15 protein-coding genes are annotated in these 16844 nt (G+C 71.5%); 5 read left to right on the top strand and 10 right to left on the bottom strand.

Annotated elements, in window-relative coordinates; genetic code table 11:
• Window positions 1–31 precede the first annotated feature (31 nt).
• From ACFY3J_RS28750 to ACFY3J_RS28770, 5 genes are all read right to left on the bottom strand, one after another.
• Window positions 32–1078 carry an ABC transporter permease gene (locus tag ACFY3J_RS28750; RefSeq protein ID WP_384186107.1) on the bottom strand — a complete coding sequence of 349 codons (1047 nt, stop codon included), beginning with the start codon at window positions 1076–1078 and terminating at the stop codon, window positions 32–34.
• A complete protein-coding gene (locus ACFY3J_RS28755) occupies window positions 1075–2631 on the bottom strand; it encodes a sugar ABC transporter ATP-binding protein (RefSeq protein ID WP_384186104.1) in 1557 nt (518 codons plus the stop codon). The genes ACFY3J_RS28750 and ACFY3J_RS28755 overlap by 4 nt, the downstream gene beginning before the upstream one ends.
• 340 nt (window positions 2632–2971) lie before the next feature.
• The gene (locus tag ACFY3J_RS28760; RefSeq protein WP_390842033.1) at window positions 2972–4153 is read right to left on the bottom strand and encodes an ROK family protein; all 1182 of its coding nucleotides are present in this window, start codon (window positions 4151–4153) and stop codon (window positions 2972–2974) included.
• 256 nt (window positions 4154–4409) lie between these two features.
• Window positions 4410–5087, bottom strand: coding sequence for a GntR family transcriptional regulator (locus ACFY3J_RS28765; protein ID WP_384186098.1), 678 nt, complete (start codon window positions 5085–5087; stop codon window positions 4410–4412).
• A gap of 234 nt (window positions 5088–5321) precedes the next feature.
• A complete protein-coding gene (locus ACFY3J_RS28770; protein ID WP_384186095.1) occupies window positions 5322–6269 on the bottom strand; it encodes a beta-ketoacyl-ACP synthase III in 948 nt (315 codons plus the stop codon).
• Window positions 6270–6603: 334 nt separating this feature from the next.
• Between ACFY3J_RS28770 and fdhD the strand changes: the two genes are divergently transcribed.
• The gene (gene fdhD / locus ACFY3J_RS28775) at window positions 6604–7452 is read left to right on the top strand and encodes a formate dehydrogenase accessory sulfurtransferase FdhD (protein ID WP_384186092.1); all 849 of its coding nucleotides are present in this window, start codon (window positions 6604–6606) and stop codon (window positions 7450–7452) included.
• A gap of 40 nt (window positions 7453–7492) precedes the next feature.
• Here fdhD and ACFY3J_RS28780 read toward each other — a convergent pair whose 3' ends face one another.
• A complete protein-coding gene (locus ACFY3J_RS28780) occupies window positions 7493–8512 on the bottom strand; it encodes a bile acid:sodium symporter family protein (protein ID WP_384186220.1) in 1020 nt (339 codons plus the stop codon).
• A gap of 212 nt (window positions 8513–8724) precedes the next feature.
• Here ACFY3J_RS28780 and ACFY3J_RS28785 point away from each other — a divergent pair, with 212 nt between their 5' ends.
• Window positions 8725–9597, top strand: coding sequence for a LysR substrate-binding domain-containing protein (locus tag ACFY3J_RS28785; protein ID WP_384186089.1), 873 nt, complete (start codon window positions 8725–8727; stop codon window positions 9595–9597).
• A 210-nt stretch (window positions 9598–9807) separates the two neighbouring features.
• Here the strand turns inward: ACFY3J_RS28785 and ACFY3J_RS28790 are convergent, their stop codons facing one another.
• Window positions 9808–10572 (bottom strand): GNAT family N-acetyltransferase, encoded by a 765-nt coding sequence (locus ACFY3J_RS28790; RefSeq protein WP_384186217.1) that lies wholly within the window; start codon window positions 10570–10572, stop codon window positions 9808–9810.
• 137 nt (window positions 10573–10709) lie between these two features.
• Window positions 10710–11126, bottom strand: coding sequence for a VOC family protein (locus ACFY3J_RS28795; RefSeq protein ID WP_384186086.1), 417 nt, complete (start codon window positions 11124–11126; stop codon window positions 10710–10712).
• Window positions 11127–11473: 347 nt separating this feature from the next.
• On the opposite strand from ACFY3J_RS28795, the gene ACFY3J_RS28800 reads away from it, so the two are divergent.
• From ACFY3J_RS28800 to ACFY3J_RS28810, 3 genes are all read left to right on the top strand, one after another.
• Complete coding sequence (locus ACFY3J_RS28800) at window positions 11474–13300, top strand: AMP-dependent synthetase/ligase (RefSeq protein ID WP_384186083.1); 1827 nt, start codon at window positions 11474–11476, stop codon at window positions 13298–13300.
• Window positions 13301–13426: 126 nt separating this feature from the next.
• Window positions 13427–14263: an aldo/keto reductase gene (locus ACFY3J_RS28805; RefSeq protein WP_384186081.1), complete on the top strand. Its 837-nt coding sequence runs from the start codon at window positions 13427–13429 to the stop codon at window positions 14261–14263.
• Window positions 14264–14382: 119 nt separating this feature from the next.
• Window positions 14383–15078 carry a glycoside hydrolase family 75 protein gene (locus ACFY3J_RS28810; RefSeq protein ID WP_384186078.1) on the top strand — a complete coding sequence of 232 codons (696 nt, stop codon included), beginning with the start codon at window positions 14383–14385 and terminating at the stop codon, window positions 15076–15078.
• Between the two features lie 19 nt (window positions 15079–15097).
• On the opposite strand, the gene ACFY3J_RS28815 is transcribed toward ACFY3J_RS28810, so the two are convergent.
• Together ACFY3J_RS28815 and ACFY3J_RS28820 are read right to left on the bottom strand one after the other, a co-directional pair.
• Window positions 15098–15799 carry an SDR family oxidoreductase gene (locus tag ACFY3J_RS28815; RefSeq protein ID WP_384186075.1) on the bottom strand — a complete coding sequence of 234 codons (702 nt, stop codon included), beginning with the start codon at window positions 15797–15799 and terminating at the stop codon, window positions 15098–15100.
• A gap of 81 nt (window positions 15800–15880) precedes the next feature.
• Window positions 15881–16801: a class I SAM-dependent methyltransferase gene (locus ACFY3J_RS28820; protein WP_384186072.1), complete on the bottom strand. Its 921-nt coding sequence runs from the start codon at window positions 16799–16801 to the stop codon at window positions 15881–15883.
• Window positions 16802–16844: the final 43 nt, after the last annotated feature.

Raw genomic sequence — 16844 nt, forward strand, 5'->3', positions numbered from 1 at the left:
CGTACGGAGCGGGCGGCTCGGCTGGGCTGGGCTACGTGGTGGAGACGGTGCGCCGCTGGACGAGGACGGCGGCGACGATGATGGCGCCCTTGGCGATCTGCTGGACGTCGCTCTGGAGGTTGTTCAGGGCGAAGATGTTGCTGATCGTGATGAAGATGAGGACGCCGAGGACGGAGCCGACGATGGTGCCCCGGCCGCCGCTCAGCAGGGTCCCGCCGATGATCGCGGCGGCGATGGCGTCGAGTTCGTACAGGTTGCCGTTGGTGTTCTGGCCGGAGCCGGCCAGGACGATCAGCAGGAAGGCCGCGATGCCGCAGCACAGTCCGGACAGCAGGTAGAGGTAGAGGCGCTGGCGGCGGACGTCGATGCCCGCGAGGCGGGCCGCCTCGGCGTTGCCGCCGACGGCGACGGTGCGCCGCCCGAATGTGGTGCGGTTCAGCAAGAGCCAGCCGATGACGGTGACGGCGGCGAAGATCAGGACCAGCGGCGGCACGCCGAGGATGTAGGAGTCGCGTTCACCGAGGCTCAGGATGCCGTCGATGGTGACGATCTGGGTCTTGCCGTCGGTGATCAGCAGGGCGAGACCGCGTGCGGAGGCGAGCATGGCGAGGGTCGCGATGAACGGGACCATGCCGCCGTACGCGATGAGGACGCCGTTGACGAGTCCGCACCCGACTCCGACGAGCACCGCGGTGAACAGCACGCCCGCGAAGCCGTACTCCTGGGTGGCGACGGTCGTGGCCCACACGGAGGCGAGGCCGACGATCGCGCCGACGGACAGGTCGATGCCGCCGCTCATGATGACGAAGGTCATCCCGACGGTGACGACGCCGATGATGGACGACTGGGTCAGCACCAGTTGCAGGTTGCGGGTGTCCAGGAACGCGTCGGGTTTGGTGATGCCGCCGATGAGGACGAGGACGGCGAGCACGCCGAGCAGCGACAGGGTGCGCACGTCGGCGCGCGCCCACAGGACGCGCAGCGGGCCGGCGCCGCCGGCCGGGGCGTCCGCGCGGGCGGTGGGGGGCGGCCCGGCGTCGGGTCCGCCCTGCTGGGCCGGGGTGGCGGGCTGCGTCATGACGTCGCGCTCCCTTCCTCGGTTACGGACTGCGTGGACACGGGGCTTCCTTCCATGACCAGGTCGAGTACGCGGTGTTCGTCCAGCTCCCGGGCGGGTGCCGTGTGGACGACGAGCCCTTCGCGGAGCACCAGGACGCGGTCGGCGAGGCCGAGCACCTCGGGCACCTCGCTGGAGACCAGGAGGACGGCCAGGCCCTCGTCGGCGAGGCGGCGCACCACCGCGTACAGCTCGGCGCGGGCGCCGACGTCGACGCCGCGGGTGGGTTCGTCGAGGAGCAGGACGCGGCAGCCGCGCAGCAGCCAGCGGGCGAGGACCGCCTTCTGCTGGTTGCCGCCGGAGAGGGTGCGTACCGGGGCGTCGGGGTTGTCGGGGCGCAGGGAGAGTTCGCGGGTGGCCTGCCGGGCGGCGTTCCGTTCGGCGCGCCGGTCGAGCCAGCCGCCGCGGGCGAAGCGCGACAGCGTGGAGACGCTGACGTTGCGGGTGACGGACTCCAGCATCAGCAGGGCCTGGGCCTTGCGTTCCTCGGGGGCGAGCCCGAGTCCGGCGCGGACGGCGGAGCGCACGCTGCCGGGGCGCAGGGGTGTGCCGTCGACGAGGACGCGGCCCGCGCTGGGCTTGCGGGCGCCGTAGATGGTCTCCAGGATCTCGGAGCGGCCGGAGCCGACGAGTCCGGCGAGGCCGACGATCTCGCCGGGCCGGAGTTCGAGGTCGAGGGGGGCGAACTCGCCGTCGCGGGCGAGTCCTTCGACGGTGAGGACGGGCGCGGGGTGCACGGTGTCGGCCGGCGGGCGCGGCGGGAAGACGTACTCGACGTTGCGGCCCGTCATCAGGGAGACGATCTCGCGGGTCGGGGTGGATTCGGCGGGCAGGCCGCCGGCGACGGCGCGGCCGTCCTTGAGGACGGTGACCCGGTCGCCGATGCGGCGGATCTCCTCCAGGCGGTGGGAGATGTAGACGACGGCGACGCCGTCGGCGGTGAGGTCGCCGACGATCCGGAAGAGGTTGTCGACCTCGTCCGGGTCGAGGGCGGCGGACGGTTCGTCCATCACGATGAGCCGGACGTCGTGGGAGAGGGCCCGGGCCATGGAGACGACCTGCTGCTGGGCCGCGGAGAGGTCGCCGACGAGCCGGGCCGGGTCGATCTCGGGGTGGCCGAGCCGCTTGAGGAGGCCGGCGGCGGCGGAACGGGCCTCGTGGCCGCGGACGACGAAGCCGGCGGTGGTGGGTTCGTGGCCGAGGAAGACGTTCTCGGCCACGGACAGGTCGCCCACCAGGTCGAGTTCCTGGTAGATGGTGGCGATGCCCAGGCTCATGGCGGCGATCGGGGACTTCAGGGTGATGGGCTCGCCCCGCCAGGTGATCTTCCCGTCGTCGGGCTGGTGGGCCCCGGCGAGGACCTTGATGAGGGTGGACTTCCCGGCGCCGTTCTGGCCGAGCAGGCAGTGGACCTCTCCGGCCAGGACCTCCAGGTCGACTCCGTCCAGGGCACGGACTCCGGGGAACGACTTGGTGATGCCGGACATGCTGAGCAGGGGTGGTTCTGGAGCCATGGTGGTTCCCCTCGGCGGATACGGCCGGTCTCAGGGCAGGGCTGACGTACGCGGGGCGTACCGGTGCCGGTGCGCGGTACGCGGCGTGTGATGGGGTGTCGGGGTACGGGGGTGTGCGGGTACTCGGGGGTGCAGGTACTCGGGGTGTGCGGGGCTGGGGTACGCGGGGTGCGGGCGCGCCGGTCGACGTGATGCGTGCCGGTGCTCGGAACGTGCTGGTGGTGCGCGGGACGTGCCGGTGGTGCCGTACTGCGTGCTGGTGGTGCGGGACGTGCCGGTGGTGCCGTACTGCGTGCTGGTGGTGCGGGACGTGCCGGTGGTGCGGGGTGGTGCGCGCCGGTCAGGCCGGCGAGAACAGGTGGTCGCTGATGAGCCGGGCCGCGCCGATGACTCCGGCGACGGGCCCCAACTCGCCCAGGACGATGGGCAGGTTGCCGGTCGCCAGGGGCAGCGACTGGCGGTAGACCTGGGTGCGGATCGCGGCGAGCAGGGTGTGGCCGAGGCCGGTGACCCCACCGCCGATCACCACCAGGCCGGGGTTGAAGAAGGAGACCAGTCCGGCGATGACCTGGCCGGTGCGGGTGCCGCCCTCCCGGATCAGGCCGAGCGAGGTGGCGTCGCCCGCGGCGGCCGCGGCGGCCACGTCGGCGGCGCTGAGGGTGCCGTTCGTCTCCAGCCGGGCCGCCAGCTCGCCCGACAGGCCCTGCTGGGCCGCCTCCAGCGCGTCACGGGCCAGGGCCGCCCCGCTGAAGTGGGCCTCCAGGCAGCCCCGGTTGCCGCAGACGCAGGGGCGTCCGTCGGGCACGGCCTGGATGTGCCCGATGTCGCCCGCGCTGCCGGTCGTTCCGCGGTGGACCTCGCCGCCGACGACGATGCCGCAGCCGATGCCGGTGCCGATCTTGACGCAGAGGAAGTCGCCCACGGAGCGGGCGACGCCCGCGTGCTGCTCCCCCATCGCCATGAGGTTCACATCGTTGTCGACCATGACCGGGCAGCCGAGTTCCTGGCTGAGCGCCTCCCGTACGGGGAAGCCGTCCCAGCCCGGCATGATCGGGGGTGCCACGGGGACGCCCTGGGGGAAGCGGACGGGACCGGGGACGCCGATGCCGGCGCCGTCGTAGCCCTCCGCGAGCCCCGACATCCGCAACTTCGCGGCCATGGCGAGGACTTGCTCGAAGACCGCGACGGGCCCCTCGCGTACGTCCAGCGGCTGGTTGAGGTGTCCGAGCACTTCCAGTTCGGCGTTGGTGACCGCGACGTCGACCGAGGTCGCGCCGATGTCGACGCCCAGGAACCGCAGTTCGGGGGCGAGCCGGACGTTGTGGGAGCGTCGGCCGCCGCGCGAGGCGGCGAGGCCGTCGGCGACGACCAGTCCCGTCTCCAGGAGCCGGTCCACTTCCACGGCCAGCTTCGACCGGGACAGCTCGACGCGGTCGCCGAGCTGTGCCCGGGAGCTGGGTCCCCCGTCGCGCAGCAGCTTCAGCAGCCGGGCCTGGTGTGTGTTGGCGGGTCGTGCCGTCATACGTCTCACGTGCCCCTCCCCGCCTCAATTCGGCCTGTGCGCAAGGGATTCCGGCCACTTGGCCGCTTGCTTGAGAGAGGAACGTAGCAGCGACTGCCGGAACTGGGAAGAAGTTGCGCATGGATTGCCGCCAACTTTCTCCACCGACAGGACAAAGTTGGCGGCGCCGAGGGCCCCCGGGCCGGTCTCCATGAGGCCGCGACCGGGCCCGTCGGGTCAGGGCACGGCCCGTGGGATCAGGGCTCGACGGGTGGGGTCAGGGCTTGGCCTGGCCGTGGTACGACCTGCGGGTGTGCTCCGTGTGCTCGCGCATCAGACGGGTCGCGCGCGGCTCGTCGCGGTCGGCGATCGCCTCGATGAGCGCGCGGTGCTCGATCCAGGACTGACGCCCGCGCTGCCGGGCCACCGGCGTGTAGTACCAGCGCACCCGGCGGTCGACCTGGGCGGCGAGCTCGGCGAGCACCGCGTTGCCGGCCAGCTCCACGACCTTGGCGTGGAAGCGGGCGTTCAGGGCGACGGCCGTGTCCACGTCGTCGGCTGCGACGGCCTCGAACCCCTGCGCCACCAGCTCCTCCAGGGCGGTGACGCCGTCGCGGTCCGCGTTCGCGGCGGCGAGGCGGGCCGCCTCGGCCTCCAGGAGCATGCGCACGCTGAGGAGTTGGTCGGCCTCCTCCTCCGTCGGCTCGTGCACGAAGGCGCCCTGGGCGGGCCGCAGATCGACCCACCCCTCGGTGTTCAGCCGCTGGAGCGCCTCGCGCACCGGCTGCCGGGAGACACCGAGGTGCCCGGCGAGTTCGCTCTCGACGAGGTGCTGGCCCGGCTGGAGGGCACGGGTGGTGATGAGCTCCAGCAGGGCTTCGTAGACGCGCTCGCGCAGCGGGCCGGGGCGCTCGAGCCTGGGCACCGCCCCCTGCGGCAGTCCTGTCGACAACATCGCGGTCCCCTCCTCGGCCGGGCGCGCGCGGCAGGCGGACACCCGGGTCCTTGACACTCGGGCGGAGCGTCGATCGCCGTTCGTCTACAGTCTACGATGCACAGTCGCCACGATCGGTGGATGTCGCGTGCGTCACACCCGCGCGCGACGCACGTCCGCGCGCGACGCACACGCGCGCGTGAAGCCCGCCCGCGTGAACCCCTCCCACCCACCGGGCGACGACGGGGCCGCCGTTCACGGGCAGCGCACGACCTGCCCGGCGTAGGACAGATTGCCGCCGAAGCCGAACAGCAGCACCGGGTCGCCGGTGGTCACCTCGCCCCGTTCGACGAGCTTGGACAGGGCCAGCGGGATGCTCGCGGCCGAGGTGTTGCCGGACTCGCTGACGTCGCGGGCGACCACGGCGTTGACGGCTCCCAGCTTCGCGGCGAGCGGCTCGATGATGCGCAGGTTGGCCTGGTGCAGGACGACCGCGGCGAGTTCCTCGGGCGCGAATCCGGCCCGCTCGCAGGCCTGCCGGGCCAGCGGCGGCAGCTGCGTGGTGGCCCACCGGTAGACGCTCTGACCCTCCTGCGCGAACCGCGGGGGCGTGCCCTCGATCCGCACCGCGTGCCCCATCTCGGGCACCGAGCCCCACAGCACCGGCCCGATCCCGGACTCCTCGCCCGGCCGGCAGGCCTCGACCACGACGGCCCCGGCCCCGTCGCCGACGAGCACGCAGGTCGTGCGGTCGGTCCAGTCGGTCACGTCGGTCATCTTGTCGGCGCCGATGACCAGGGCGCGGGTCGCGGCACCGGCGCGCACGGTGTGGTCGGCGGTGGCCAGGGCGTGGGTGAAGCCCGCGCACACGACGTTGAGGTCCATCGCGGCCGGCCGCGGCACGCCGAGCCGGGCGGCGACGCGGGCGGCGGTGTTCGGGGAGCGGTCCGTGGCCGTGGAGGTGGCGACCAGCACCAGGTCGATGTCGGCGGGCGCGAGGCCGGCCGCCGCGAGCGCCTTGGCGGCGGCGTGCGCGGCGAGCTCGTCGACCGGCTCGTCGGGCGCGGCGATGTGCCGGGTACGGATGCCCACCCGGCTCCTGATCCACTCGTCGCTGGTCGCCACGATGCCCTCCAGGTCCTCGTTGGTGAGCACCTTGGCGGGTTGGTAATGACCGACGGCGGTGATGCGCGAGCCGTTCATGGGTGATCCCCCTCGTGGCCGTGGGTAGCGGGATTCACCAGTCTGATCAATGACTCACGGGTAACGCGGCAGGTGAAGTCACAGGATTGGCGGTCCCCGCTTGTCGGCTTCTGTCAGAGGGACGCCGCCCTCTCGGCCGGGGACCCTTGCCCCCGTGGCGGCAAGCAGCAGACAATACATCGTCGACAGTATTCAGGTGGATCGGCCATCGGGAGAGGTCACGGCCGCCATGGGCGGGGTTCTCCCGCCGCGTTCCCCTGCCGCGCGTGCAGGACAATGAGATCGTCGGGGCCGCTTCGGCCGGAGAGCGCACAGAACCGGGGCTGATCAGGACATGGGACGAGTCACGGAACGACGCAAGGTGATCCGCATCCGGGACGGAGCCGTCTCGTCCCGTCCCGACACGCTGGTCGCCGAGGAGCCGCTGGAGATCCGGCTGAACGGCAAGCCGCTCGCGATCACCATGCGCACACCGGGTGACGACTTCGCGCTCGCGGCCGGTTTCCTGGTGAGCGAGGGCGTGCTGGCCGCCACGTCCGACCTGGTGAACATCGTGTACTGCGCGGGCGCGACGGCGGACGGCTCGAACACGTACAACGTGGTGGACGTGAAGACCGCGCCGGACGTCGTCCTGCCCGACATCACCCTCGAACGCAACGTGTACACGACCTCGTCGTGCGGACTGTGCGGCAAGGCGAGCCTGGACGCGGTCCGTACGACGGCCCGCTGGCCGATCTCCGACACGCCTCCGCTGCGGGTCGGGCCCGAGTTGCTGGCGAGCCTGCCCGACCGGCTGCGGGCCGCCCAGCGCGTCTTCGACCGCACCGGCGGACTGCACGCGGCGGCCCTGTTCACCGAGGGCGGCGAACTGCTGGACATACGGGAGGACGTGGGCCGGCACAACGCGGTCGACAAGCTGATCGGCCGCGCCCTGCAGAACGGCGACCTGCCCCTGTCCCGCAGGATCCTGCTGGTCTCCGGCCGCGCCTCCTTCGAACTGGCCCAGAAGGCCGTCATGGCGGGCATCCCCGTGCTGGCGGCCGTCTCGGCGCCGTCGTCCCTGGCGGTGGACCTGGCCGCGGAGACGGGACTGACGCTGGTGGGCTTCCTGCGGGGAAGCTCCATGAACGTGTACGCGGGCGCGGAGCGGATCGCCCTGCGGGAGGCGGCCGCCCACGGCTGAGCCGCCCCACGGTCAACGGGGACCTGTCAACGGGGACCTGTCAACGAGGACTGGTTGCCGTACCGACCGCGGTGCGTGACACCGCCGCCGGCGCCCGCTCGGCGCCCTCCTGCCGTGCCTCGGGGTCGCGCGCCCGGCGCTTGGCGATCACCGCGCACACCATGAGCTGCATCTGGTGGAAGAGCATCAGCGGCAGCACGGCGAGCGAGGCATGGGCGCCGAACAGGACGCTCGCCATGGGCAGCCCGGAGGCCAGCGACTTCTTCGAGCCCGCGAACTGCACCGCGATGCGGTCCTCGCGGGAGAAGCCCAGCGCCCGTGTGCCGTACCAGGTCAGGCCGAGCATCACGGCGAGCAGCAGGGCCTCGACGACGAGCAGCCCGCCGAGCCGTACGGGACTGACCTGGTGCCAGATGCCGCGCACCATGCCCTCGCTGAACGCGGTGTAGACGACGAGCAGGATCGAGCCGCGGTCGACCAGCCCGAGGACCTTCTTGTGCCGGGCGACGAAGCCTCCGATCCACGGCCTGAGGACCTGCCCGGCGACGAACGGCACGAGCAGTTGCACCACGATCGTGACCAGCGAGTGCCCGGAGAAGCCGCCGCCGCTGTTGCCGAGCAGCGCCGCCGCGAGCAGCGGGGTCAGGATGATGCCGACCAGCGAGGAGAAGGAGCCGGCGCAGATCGCGGCGGGCACGTTGCCGCGGGCGATGGAGGTGAACGCGATCGACGACTGGATGGTCGACGGGACCAGGGTGAGGAAGAGCAGGCCCTGGTAGAGCGGCTGGTTCAGCAGCACCGGGACGAGTCCGCCGGCGGCGAGGCCGAGCAGCGGGAAGATCAGGAAGGTGCAGGCCAGGACCGTGACATGCAGCCGCCAGTGCTTCAGGCCGTCCAGTGCCTCACGGGTGGACAGCCGGACGCCGTAGAGGAAGAACAGCAGGGCGATCGCGGCGGTCGAGGCGCCCGAGGCCATATGGGCGGCCGCGCCGCGGGCCGGGAGGAGTGCCGCGATGCCCACCGTCCCCAGCAACAGGACGATGTACGGGTCGATCGGCAGCCGGTTCGTCCTGCGCAGGCGTTCCACGGTGCTCCACTTGCTCGTGCTGTTCGGATCGGTACGGGCGTCGTCACGCCCGTGCGGCCCGTGCGGCCCGTTCCACAGGCCGACGGATCCCCTCTCCATCGTGCTCCCCCCGACGCCGATCGGGAATCCGTCATACCGCTCTGACTGTCATCGCGTTACGCGATAACCGCGGTAACCTGTGCCTCGTGTACGACCCCGCCCAGCTGCGCACCTTCCTGACCGTGGCCCAGACCCTCAGCTTCACGGGGGCGGCCCGGCGGCTCGGGCTGCGTCAGTCGACCGTCAGCCAGCACGTGCGTCGTCTCGAGGACGCGACCGGCAGGCTGCTGTTCTCCCGCGACACCCACTCGGTGGAGCTGACCGAGGACGGCGAGGCCATGCTGGGCTTCGCCCGCCGGATCCTCCAGGTGCACGAGCAGGCGACGGCGTTCTTCACCGGCGCCCGGGTGCGCGGCCGGCTGCGGTTCGGCGCGTCGGAGGACTTCGTGCTGACCCGGCTGCCGGAGATCCTGGAGGGCTTCCGCTATGAGCATCCCGAGGTCGACCTGGAGTTGACCGTGGAGCTGTCGGGCACCCTGCACGAGCAGCTCGCCGCCGGAAAGCTCGACCTGGTGCTGGCCAAGCGGCGCCCCGAGGACCCGCACGGCGAGCCGGTCTGGCGCGACCGCCTGGTCTGGATCGGCGCCGAGCGGCTGCGCCTGGACCCCGACCGTCCGGTGCCGCTCATCGTCTACCCGCCGCCGGGCATCTCCCGGGCCCTCGCCCTGGAGGCCCTGGAGCGCCAGGGCCGGCCGTGGCGCGTCGCCTGCACCAGCGGCAGCCTCAACGGACTGGTGGCCGCCGCCCGCGCGGGCCTCGGCGTGATGGCCCACTCCCGTGGCCTGATCCCGCCGGGCCTGGCGCGCGTCCCGGACCGCGCGGGCCTGCCGGAACTGGGCGGGGTCGACTTCGTCCTCGTGCACGGCCGCCGTCACGACACGCCCCACCACGCGGCCGACGCCCTGGCCACGGCCATCCTGACCAGCGGCGACCGCCTCCACCGGCGCGGAGTGGGCTAGATGATCGATTCCAAGGGATCGGCTGCGCGCATGAGGCGAGGGAACCCATAGTGCGGTTGTGACGCCGGACCTGGACTCCTTCGCCACCGCACGGCATTTGTTCCCGTACCTGCCCCAGCAGCCCGGCTGCAACAAGCGCCTGCGCAAGGCCGTCGAGCTGCTCCGCCGAATCACCCGAAGCGGGCAGGTGGCTTGTGGAGTTCGGGGCGTTCAGGGGTTGATGGTGTGTTCGGTGAACTGGCCGCAGGAGCGGAATCCCAGACGGCGGTAGACGGGCTCGCCGTCGGTGGACGCCTGCAGGACCGCGATGTGGTGGTTTCGGTCGCGGGCCGTGTGGAGTGCGGCGAGTGTGATGGCACCGCCGTAGCCGCGTCGGCGGTGGGCGGCCAGGGTGGAGATGTTGTAGATCCCGGCGACCCCCGCGTGATGAAACACTTCGGCCGAGCAGACCGGACGGCCGTCCACGTAGCCGACCAGGTAACGGGCCGGACAGTGCGCGGCCAGGGCCTGCGGGGCGGCCTGGGCGAAGAAGCGGCGGACGGTGTCAGCAGGCGGGGTCCAGTTCGCGGCGAGAACCGCGGCGTAGTCGGCGAGCTGTTCGGGCGTGGCCACCGTCTGGATGTCCAGTCCTGGGGCGGCGGGCAGCGGCAGGGTGTCGTCCAGCTCGGCCCACATCGCCGTCTCGCGTTCGGATGCCGGCAGACCAGCCGCCGTCAGGCGGGCGGTGAGGTCCGGTGGCCGCGAGGCGGGCCCCACCCACCAGGAGAAGCGGCGGCCGGTGCGAGGCAGTGTCCGGGCGGTCTCGGTGATACGTGCCGCAGCGGTGGTGACGGTGAAGCCTGCCGCGGCAACGATGTTGAAGGTGTCGTCGTCCAGGCCGCTGTCGGCGACCAGGAGGTCATCAGTCTCTGTAACGGTCGCACCGCTCATGCTCCGATGCAGGTGACAGGCATGTTCCGCCAGATTCTGCTCCATCCTGTCCGTCAGGTCGGCGTCATTGAGAAGGACATTCATAACGAATGATCCCAGCAGGACTGGGCGCAGGTCGCACGTGGTTTTGGATCGCTCGCCGACGGTGTCACGTCGGCGAGCAGCACATTCGATACACGCCCCTAACCCTTGGGACCGACCATGTAGTCGGACGGTGCCAGGGTGCGCAGGACATCGAACTCGTTGCCCTCGGGGTCGGCCATGACCACCCAGCTCCGGCCGGGTCCCTGGCCCGCGTCCACCTTGGCGGCGCCGAGGCCGAGCAGTCTGGCCACCTCGTCGTCGGTACTGCCGTCGATCGGGCTGACGTCGAGGTGGAGCCGGTTCTTCACGGTCTTGCCCTCGGGCACCCGGATGAACATCAGGGTCGGCGGCATCTGGCGGGCCCGGACCTCCTCGACGGTCGGCACCCAGGAACCGATCTCGACCTTGCCCTCGCTCCGGTCGATCACCTCGAAGTCCAGGACCTCGCACCAGAAAGCCGCGAGCCTCTCCGGATCGTGGCAGTCGACAACCAACTCGGTGAACCTACTGGTCATGACTCCCCCAGACAGTACGGACGGGGGCCCAGCCTATGGCGCCGCGCCGCTCGTCCGGCAAGTTCCAGACGATCGCCGCGACCGGCGCCTGGCTTGTTCACGGCGGTCGCCGCGGCCGTCGGGCCGGCCGGTCGATTGGGCCGTAATCGGGCCGTACAGATTCGGTGGAGATAACGGCACCGAAACTTACTGATCCGTAGGAAACCCTGTCCGACCCTTCCCCTTGTGAGCGCATTTTCCGGCGTCCACCGGGGCACTGCCCGCCTTCGCGGGCCCTCCCGCCCCCTGCCGCGCTGGGGTAGCTTTCACGGCGCTGTGCGGAGCGTCACAAGGAACGGGAGCGGGGTTTGCGCGAGTTCACCAGCCCTCCGTCGACGTTGCCACCGCCGGTGGGCGGACTGGCCGACGTCGTCTTCCAGCATGCGCTGGACGACCCGCTCCACATCGCACTCGGCCGCAAGGACGAGTTCGGCAGGTGGCGGGATGTGACCTGCGCCGAGTTCCGCGACGAGGTGCTGGCCCTCGCCAAGGGCATGCTCTCCCAGGGCATCCGGTTCGGCGACCGCGTCGCGATCATGTCCCGTACCCGCTACGAGTGGACGCTGTTCGACTTCGCCCTGTGGACGATCGGCGCCCAGGTGGTGCCGCTCTACCCCACCTCCTCGGCCGAGCAGTGCTTCTGGATGCTGTACGACGCGGAGGTCACGGCGGCGGTCGTGGAGCACGAGGAGCACGCGATGACGATCGCCACCGTCATCGACCGGCTCCCGCGGCTGCGCCTGCTGTGGCAGCTGGACACCGGCGTCGTGCAGCAGCTGTACGACGCGGGCGGGCACATCGACGACGACGTGGTGCACCGGCACCGGGAGGCGGTCACCCCGGACTCGGTCGCGACCGTCATCTACACCTCCGGCACCACCGGCCGGCCCAAGGGCTGCGTGCTGTCGCACGGCAACTTCATGTACGAGTCGGACACGGTGATCGAGCGCTGGGAGCCGGTGTTCCACAGCAGGAAGGGCGACGAGGCGGCGACGCTGCTGTTCCTGCCGCTCGCCCACGTCTTCGGCCGGATGGTGGAGGTCGCCGCGATCCGCGGCAAGGTCCGTTTCGGCCATCAGCCGCAGCTGAGCGCCTCCGCGCTGCTGCCCGACCTCCAGGCGTTCCGGCCGACGTTCATCCTGGCGGTGCCGTACATCTTCGAGAAGGTGTTCAGCGCCGCCCGCCGCAAGGCGGAGAAGGAGGGCAGGGATGGGCCGTTCGAGAAGGCCGTCGAGGTCGCCGTGAAGTACGCGGACGCCGTCGAGGCCAAGGCGTGGGGCATCGGCGCCGGCCCCTCGGCCGGACTGCGGATGCAGCACCAGTTCTTCGACAAGTTCGTGTACTCCAAGGTGCGCGCCGCGATGGGCGGCAGGATCCGCAACGCGATGTCCGGCGGCTCGGCGATGGACCGCCGGCTCGGCCTGTTCTTCGCGGGCGCCGGGGTGCAGATCTACGAGGGCTACGGGCTGACCGAGTCCACCGCGGCGGCCACCGCCAACCCGCCCGAGCGCACCCGCTACGGCACGGTCGGGCAGCCCATCCCGGGCAGCACCGTGCACATCGCCGACGACGGCGAGATCTGGCTGCGCGGCGACAACGTCTTCCAGGGCTACCTCCACAACGAGAAGGCCACCGACGCGGCCCTGCACGACGGCTGGCTGGCCACCGGCGACCTCGGCTCCCTCGACGAGGACGGCTATCTGACGATCACCGGCCGCAAGAAGGAGATCCTGGTGACCTCCGGCGGCAAGAGCGTGGCGCCGGGCGTGCTGGAGGAACGGGTGCGCGACCACCCGCTGGTCTCCCAGTGCATCGTCGTCGGCAACGACCGCCCCTACGTCGCCGCGCTGGTCACCCTCGACACGGAGGCCGTCGAGCACTGGCTCCGGATGCGCGGCAAGCCGCGGATGCCGGCGGCCCGGCTGGTGCACGACCCCGACCTGGAGACGGAGGTCCGCCGTGCGGTGGTCGCCGCCAACACACTGGTCTCGCAGGCCGAGTCGATCCGCACGTTCCGTATCCTCGCCCAGCCGTTCACCGAGGAGCACGGTCTGCTGACCCCGTCCCTGAAGCTCAAGCGCAAGGCCATCGAGAACGCGTACGCCGACGAGGTGGAGGCGCTGTACCGGGTCTGATCGGGGGCGCACCGCCCCAGCCGCCCGGCCGGTTCCGGCCGGAACGGCCGCTCAGGAATGCGATCAGGCTCGTGATCGTTGACGATGGGACCGACACACGACGACAAGCGAAGGATCGAGAAGCGAGTGAGCAGCAAGGTCCCCCCGATCATCCTCAACAACGGCGTCGAGATGCCCCAGCTGGGCTTCGGCGTCTGGCAGGTGCCGGACGACGAGGCGGAGCTGGCCGTCGCCACCGCACTGGAGGCCGGGTACCGCAGCGTCGACACAGCGGCGATCTACGGCAACGAAGAGGGCACCGGCAAGGCCATCGCCGCATCCGGCATCCCGCGCGAGGAGGTCTTCGTCACCACCAAGCTCTGGAACAGCGACCAGGGGTACGACTCCACGCTGCGCGCCTTCGACGCGTCGCTGGACAAGCTCGGCCTGGAGTACGTGGACCTCTACCTGATCCACTGGCCGACGCCGGCCCGGGGGAAGTTCGTCGACTCCTACAAGGCGTTCGAGAAGCTGCACGCGGACGGGCGCATCCGGGCGATCGGCACCTCCAACTTCCTTACCGAGCACCTGGAGCGCCTGATCGCCGAGACCTCGGTGATCCCGGCGGTCAACCAGATCGAGCTGCACCCGCACCTCCAGCAGCACGCCGCCCGCGAGTACCACGCGGAGCAGGGCATCGCCACCGAGGCCTGGTCGCCGCTCGGCCAGGGCAAGGGCCTCCTGGAGGTCCCGGCGATCGTGGCGATCGCACAGAAGCACAACCGCACGCCCGCCCAGATCGTGCTGCGCTGGCACCTCCAGCTCGGCAACGTCGTGATCCCGAAGTCCGTGACGCCCTCCCGGATCCGGGAGAACATCGAGGTCTTCGACTTCAGCCTGGACGACGAGGACCTCGGGGCGATCAGCGCCCTGAACGAGGACCGGCGCCTGGGCCCGGACCCGGCGACGTTCGAGATCGTCTGACTCGGACGGCGCAGGGCGCGCCCCGGACCTCTGCCCGGCGGTTCCGGGGCGCGCCGCGCTTCGTCGCTGTTGCAACGCACCTCCCGGTAAGGAAACTTTCCTGACAGAAGGAGCCCGCAGTGCACATACGAAGACCGCCCCTCGCCACGGCCCTGAGCGCGGCCCTGCTCACCACCGGAATACTCCCCGCGCACGCCTCCGGCGCCACCGGACCCCGGTCCATACGGGAGGGCTCGGTCGACGCCGCCGACCTGCTCGCCAAGGTGAAGACCTGCCGGCAGATCTCCAACGGCAAGTACCGCAAGGACGCGGGCGCTTCGGCCACGGTCCCGGTGTGCGGCAAGAACGGGGCGGTGTTCTGGAAGGCCGACATGGACATCGACTGCGACGGCCAGCGCACCACCCACTGCAACGAGAGAATCGACCCCTGGTTCCAGAACGACACGGCCTTCCACCAGTCCGACGGCCGACCGCTCAAGTCCGAGTCGCTGCCGTACGTCGTGGTCCCGAGCGCGAGCAGCATCTGGAACTACGCCGGATCCGGCATCCGCGGCGGCAGCGTGGTGGCGGTGATCCACGCCGACAGGGTCGAGTACGCGGTCGTCGGCGACACCGGCCCCTCGAAGATCATCGGTGAGGCCTCGTACGCCACCGCCAAGGCCCTCGGCATCAACCCGGACCCGGTCACCGGCGGCGTCGACTCCGGCGTGACGTACATCCTGTTCAAGAACTCCCGGGTCTCGCCGATCGAGAGCCACAGCGCGGCGGTCACGCTCGGCGAGCGGCTGGCGAGGGAGTTCATCGCCGCCAACTGAGCCAGGAGGACGGGCGGGCTCAGTTGGGCTGGCCGAGCGGTCGTACGACGACCGTGTTGACGTCGACGCCCTCCGGCTGCCGGAGCGCCCACACCACCGAGCCGGCGATCTGGTCGGCGGTCAGCAGACGTCCCGGCGGGAGGCCGCCGTACTCGTCCCAGAACGGGGTCTCCACCCGGCCGGGCGCGATCAGGGTCACCCCCACGCCCCACTCGGTGACCTGGCGGCGGGTGTTCTCGGCGAGCGCGGTGACCGCCGACTTGGTCGCCCCGTAGAGGTTGCCGGGCGTGGGCACGAACCCGGCGACGCTGCCGACCAGCACGATCCGCCCCCGGGTCTCCTTCAGGGCGCCGATGGCTGCGCGGACGAGCAGCGCGGGACCGAGCACATTGGTCAGCACCATCTCCCGCCAGCCGGCCGGGTCGCCGTCGGCGACCGTGTCGTGGGTGGCGGTCCCGGCGTTGGCGACGACCGCGTCGAGCCGGCCGAACTCCCTCACGGTGCTCTCCACGGCGGCCCGCACCTGGTCGTACTCGGCGGTGTCCCCCGCGATCGTCAACAGTCCCTCGGGACGTCCCAGTCCGTCGGCGAACTCACGGAGCCGCCGCTCACCGCGCCCGGTGACGGCCACCCGGTGCCCGGCGCCGAGCAACTGCCGGGCGACGGCGGCGCCGATGCCGGAGCCGCCGCCGGTGATGAGCGTGACAGAAGAGTCGGTCATGGTTGCCCCCTGCGTGTCGGTGAACGCGGGGCAGTCCATCACTTGGAGCGCTCTTGAAGTCAACCACCGTGCCCCTGCGGCTCAGCCGGTCCGCACCCCCGTGTACACCGTGTACGCCTTGAGCACGAAGAGGTCGCCCCTGCGGTGCACGCTCGCCTCGTCCTCGGGGTCGAGGAGCCGGTCGAGGGTGGCACGGTCCTCGTCGTCGATGCCGCTCTCCAGGGACTCGCGGAGCCGGTTCAGATCCGCGGCGACGTAGGCGCGGGCCGGAGCGGAGACCGGGGCGGGCAGGTCGAGCAGGAAGCTGCGGGTGCCGCTGGGCTTCAGCCCCGCGGACGCCAGCAGCGCCGGCCAGTCCTCGGTCTCGGCGACCGAGCCCGGCAGCTCCGCCCGCATGCGCGCGAACCAGTCCTCCTGCACCACGTCGAGACGTGCCTGGAGGCCCGGCCGGCCGATGCCGAGGTCGCGGGGCAGGAACCGGGCGGGCAGGCCGCCCTCCAGCAGGGCGAGCGTGCCACCGGGCGCCAGCCGCTCGGCGAACGCGGCGAGGGCGGCCCGCTGGTCGCCCAGGTGGTGCAGGCTGTTGCCGGCCCACAACAGATCCGCCGGGTACTCCAACTGGTCCAGCACTTCGGGGAGTTCACCGGTGAGGGTGTCGAGGCGATCAGCCAGGCCGAGGCGGGCGGCTCGGGCCCGGGCCCGCTCCAGCAGCGGCTCGGAGCCGTCCACCGCGACGACCCGCGCGCGCGGGAACGCCTCGGCGAAGAGGCCGGAGATCACACCCGGCCCGCTGCCGGCGTCGACGACCAGGCCGGGCTCGGGCGCCTGCTTCCCCAGCCACGCCATGACCTTCCCGTACAGGGGCGCGAACAGCTCCGCCTGGGCTTCGAGGAGCGGAGCCATGACGGCCCAGTCGAGGTCGGTGTGACCGTGGCCTTGGTGGCCGTGCCGACCGGGGTGAGCCCCCTGGTGGTCGTGGTGTCCGTGGGGTAGGTGCGCCATGTGATCAGCCTCTCTTGTCCGGTGCTGCCAGCCTGCGCCGACG

The sequence above is a fragment of the Streptomyces sp. NPDC001231 genome (assembly GCF_042896885.1).
In the GTDB taxonomy this organism is placed as follows: Bacteria; Actinomycetota; Actinomycetes; order Streptomycetales; family Streptomycetaceae; genus Streptomyces.

Excerpts from the sequence above, each read along its gene's own strand:
- ACFY3J_RS28795 (WP_384186086.1), bottom strand. The coding sequence starts at position 11,126 with ATGACCAGTAGGTTCACCGAGTTGGTTGTCGACTGCCACGATCCGGAG.
- fdhD (WP_384186092.1), top strand. The coding sequence starts at position 6,604 with ATGGGACGAGTCACGGAACGACGCAAGGTGATCCGCATCCGGGACGGA.
- ACFY3J_RS28820 (WP_384186072.1), bottom strand. The coding sequence starts at position 16,801 with ATGGCGCACCTACCCCACGGACACCACGACCACCAGGGGGCTCACCCC.
- ACFY3J_RS28755 (WP_384186104.1), bottom strand. The coding sequence starts at position 2,631 with ATGGCTCCAGAACCACCCCTGCTCAGCATGTCCGGCATCACCAAGTCG.
- ACFY3J_RS28760 (WP_390842033.1), bottom strand. The coding sequence starts at position 4,153 with ATGACGGCACGACCCGCCAACACACACCAGGCCCGGCTGCTGAAGCTG.
- ACFY3J_RS28770 (WP_384186095.1), bottom strand. The coding sequence starts at position 6,269 with ATGAACGGCTCGCGCATCACCGCCGTCGGTCATTACCAACCCGCCAAG.
- ACFY3J_RS28790 (WP_384186217.1), bottom strand. The coding sequence starts at position 10,572 with ATGGAGCAGAATCTGGCGGAACATGCCTGTCACCTGCATCGGAGCATG.
- ACFY3J_RS28750 (WP_384186107.1), bottom strand. The coding sequence starts at position 1,078 with ATGACGCAGCCCGCCACCCCGGCCCAGCAGGGCGGACCCGACGCCGGG.
- ACFY3J_RS28765 (WP_384186098.1), bottom strand. The coding sequence starts at position 5,087 with ATGTTGTCGACAGGACTGCCGCAGGGGGCGGTGCCCAGGCTCGAGCGC.
- ACFY3J_RS28815 (WP_384186075.1), bottom strand. The coding sequence starts at position 15,799 with ATGACCGACTCTTCTGTCACGCTCATCACCGGCGGCGGCTCCGGCATC.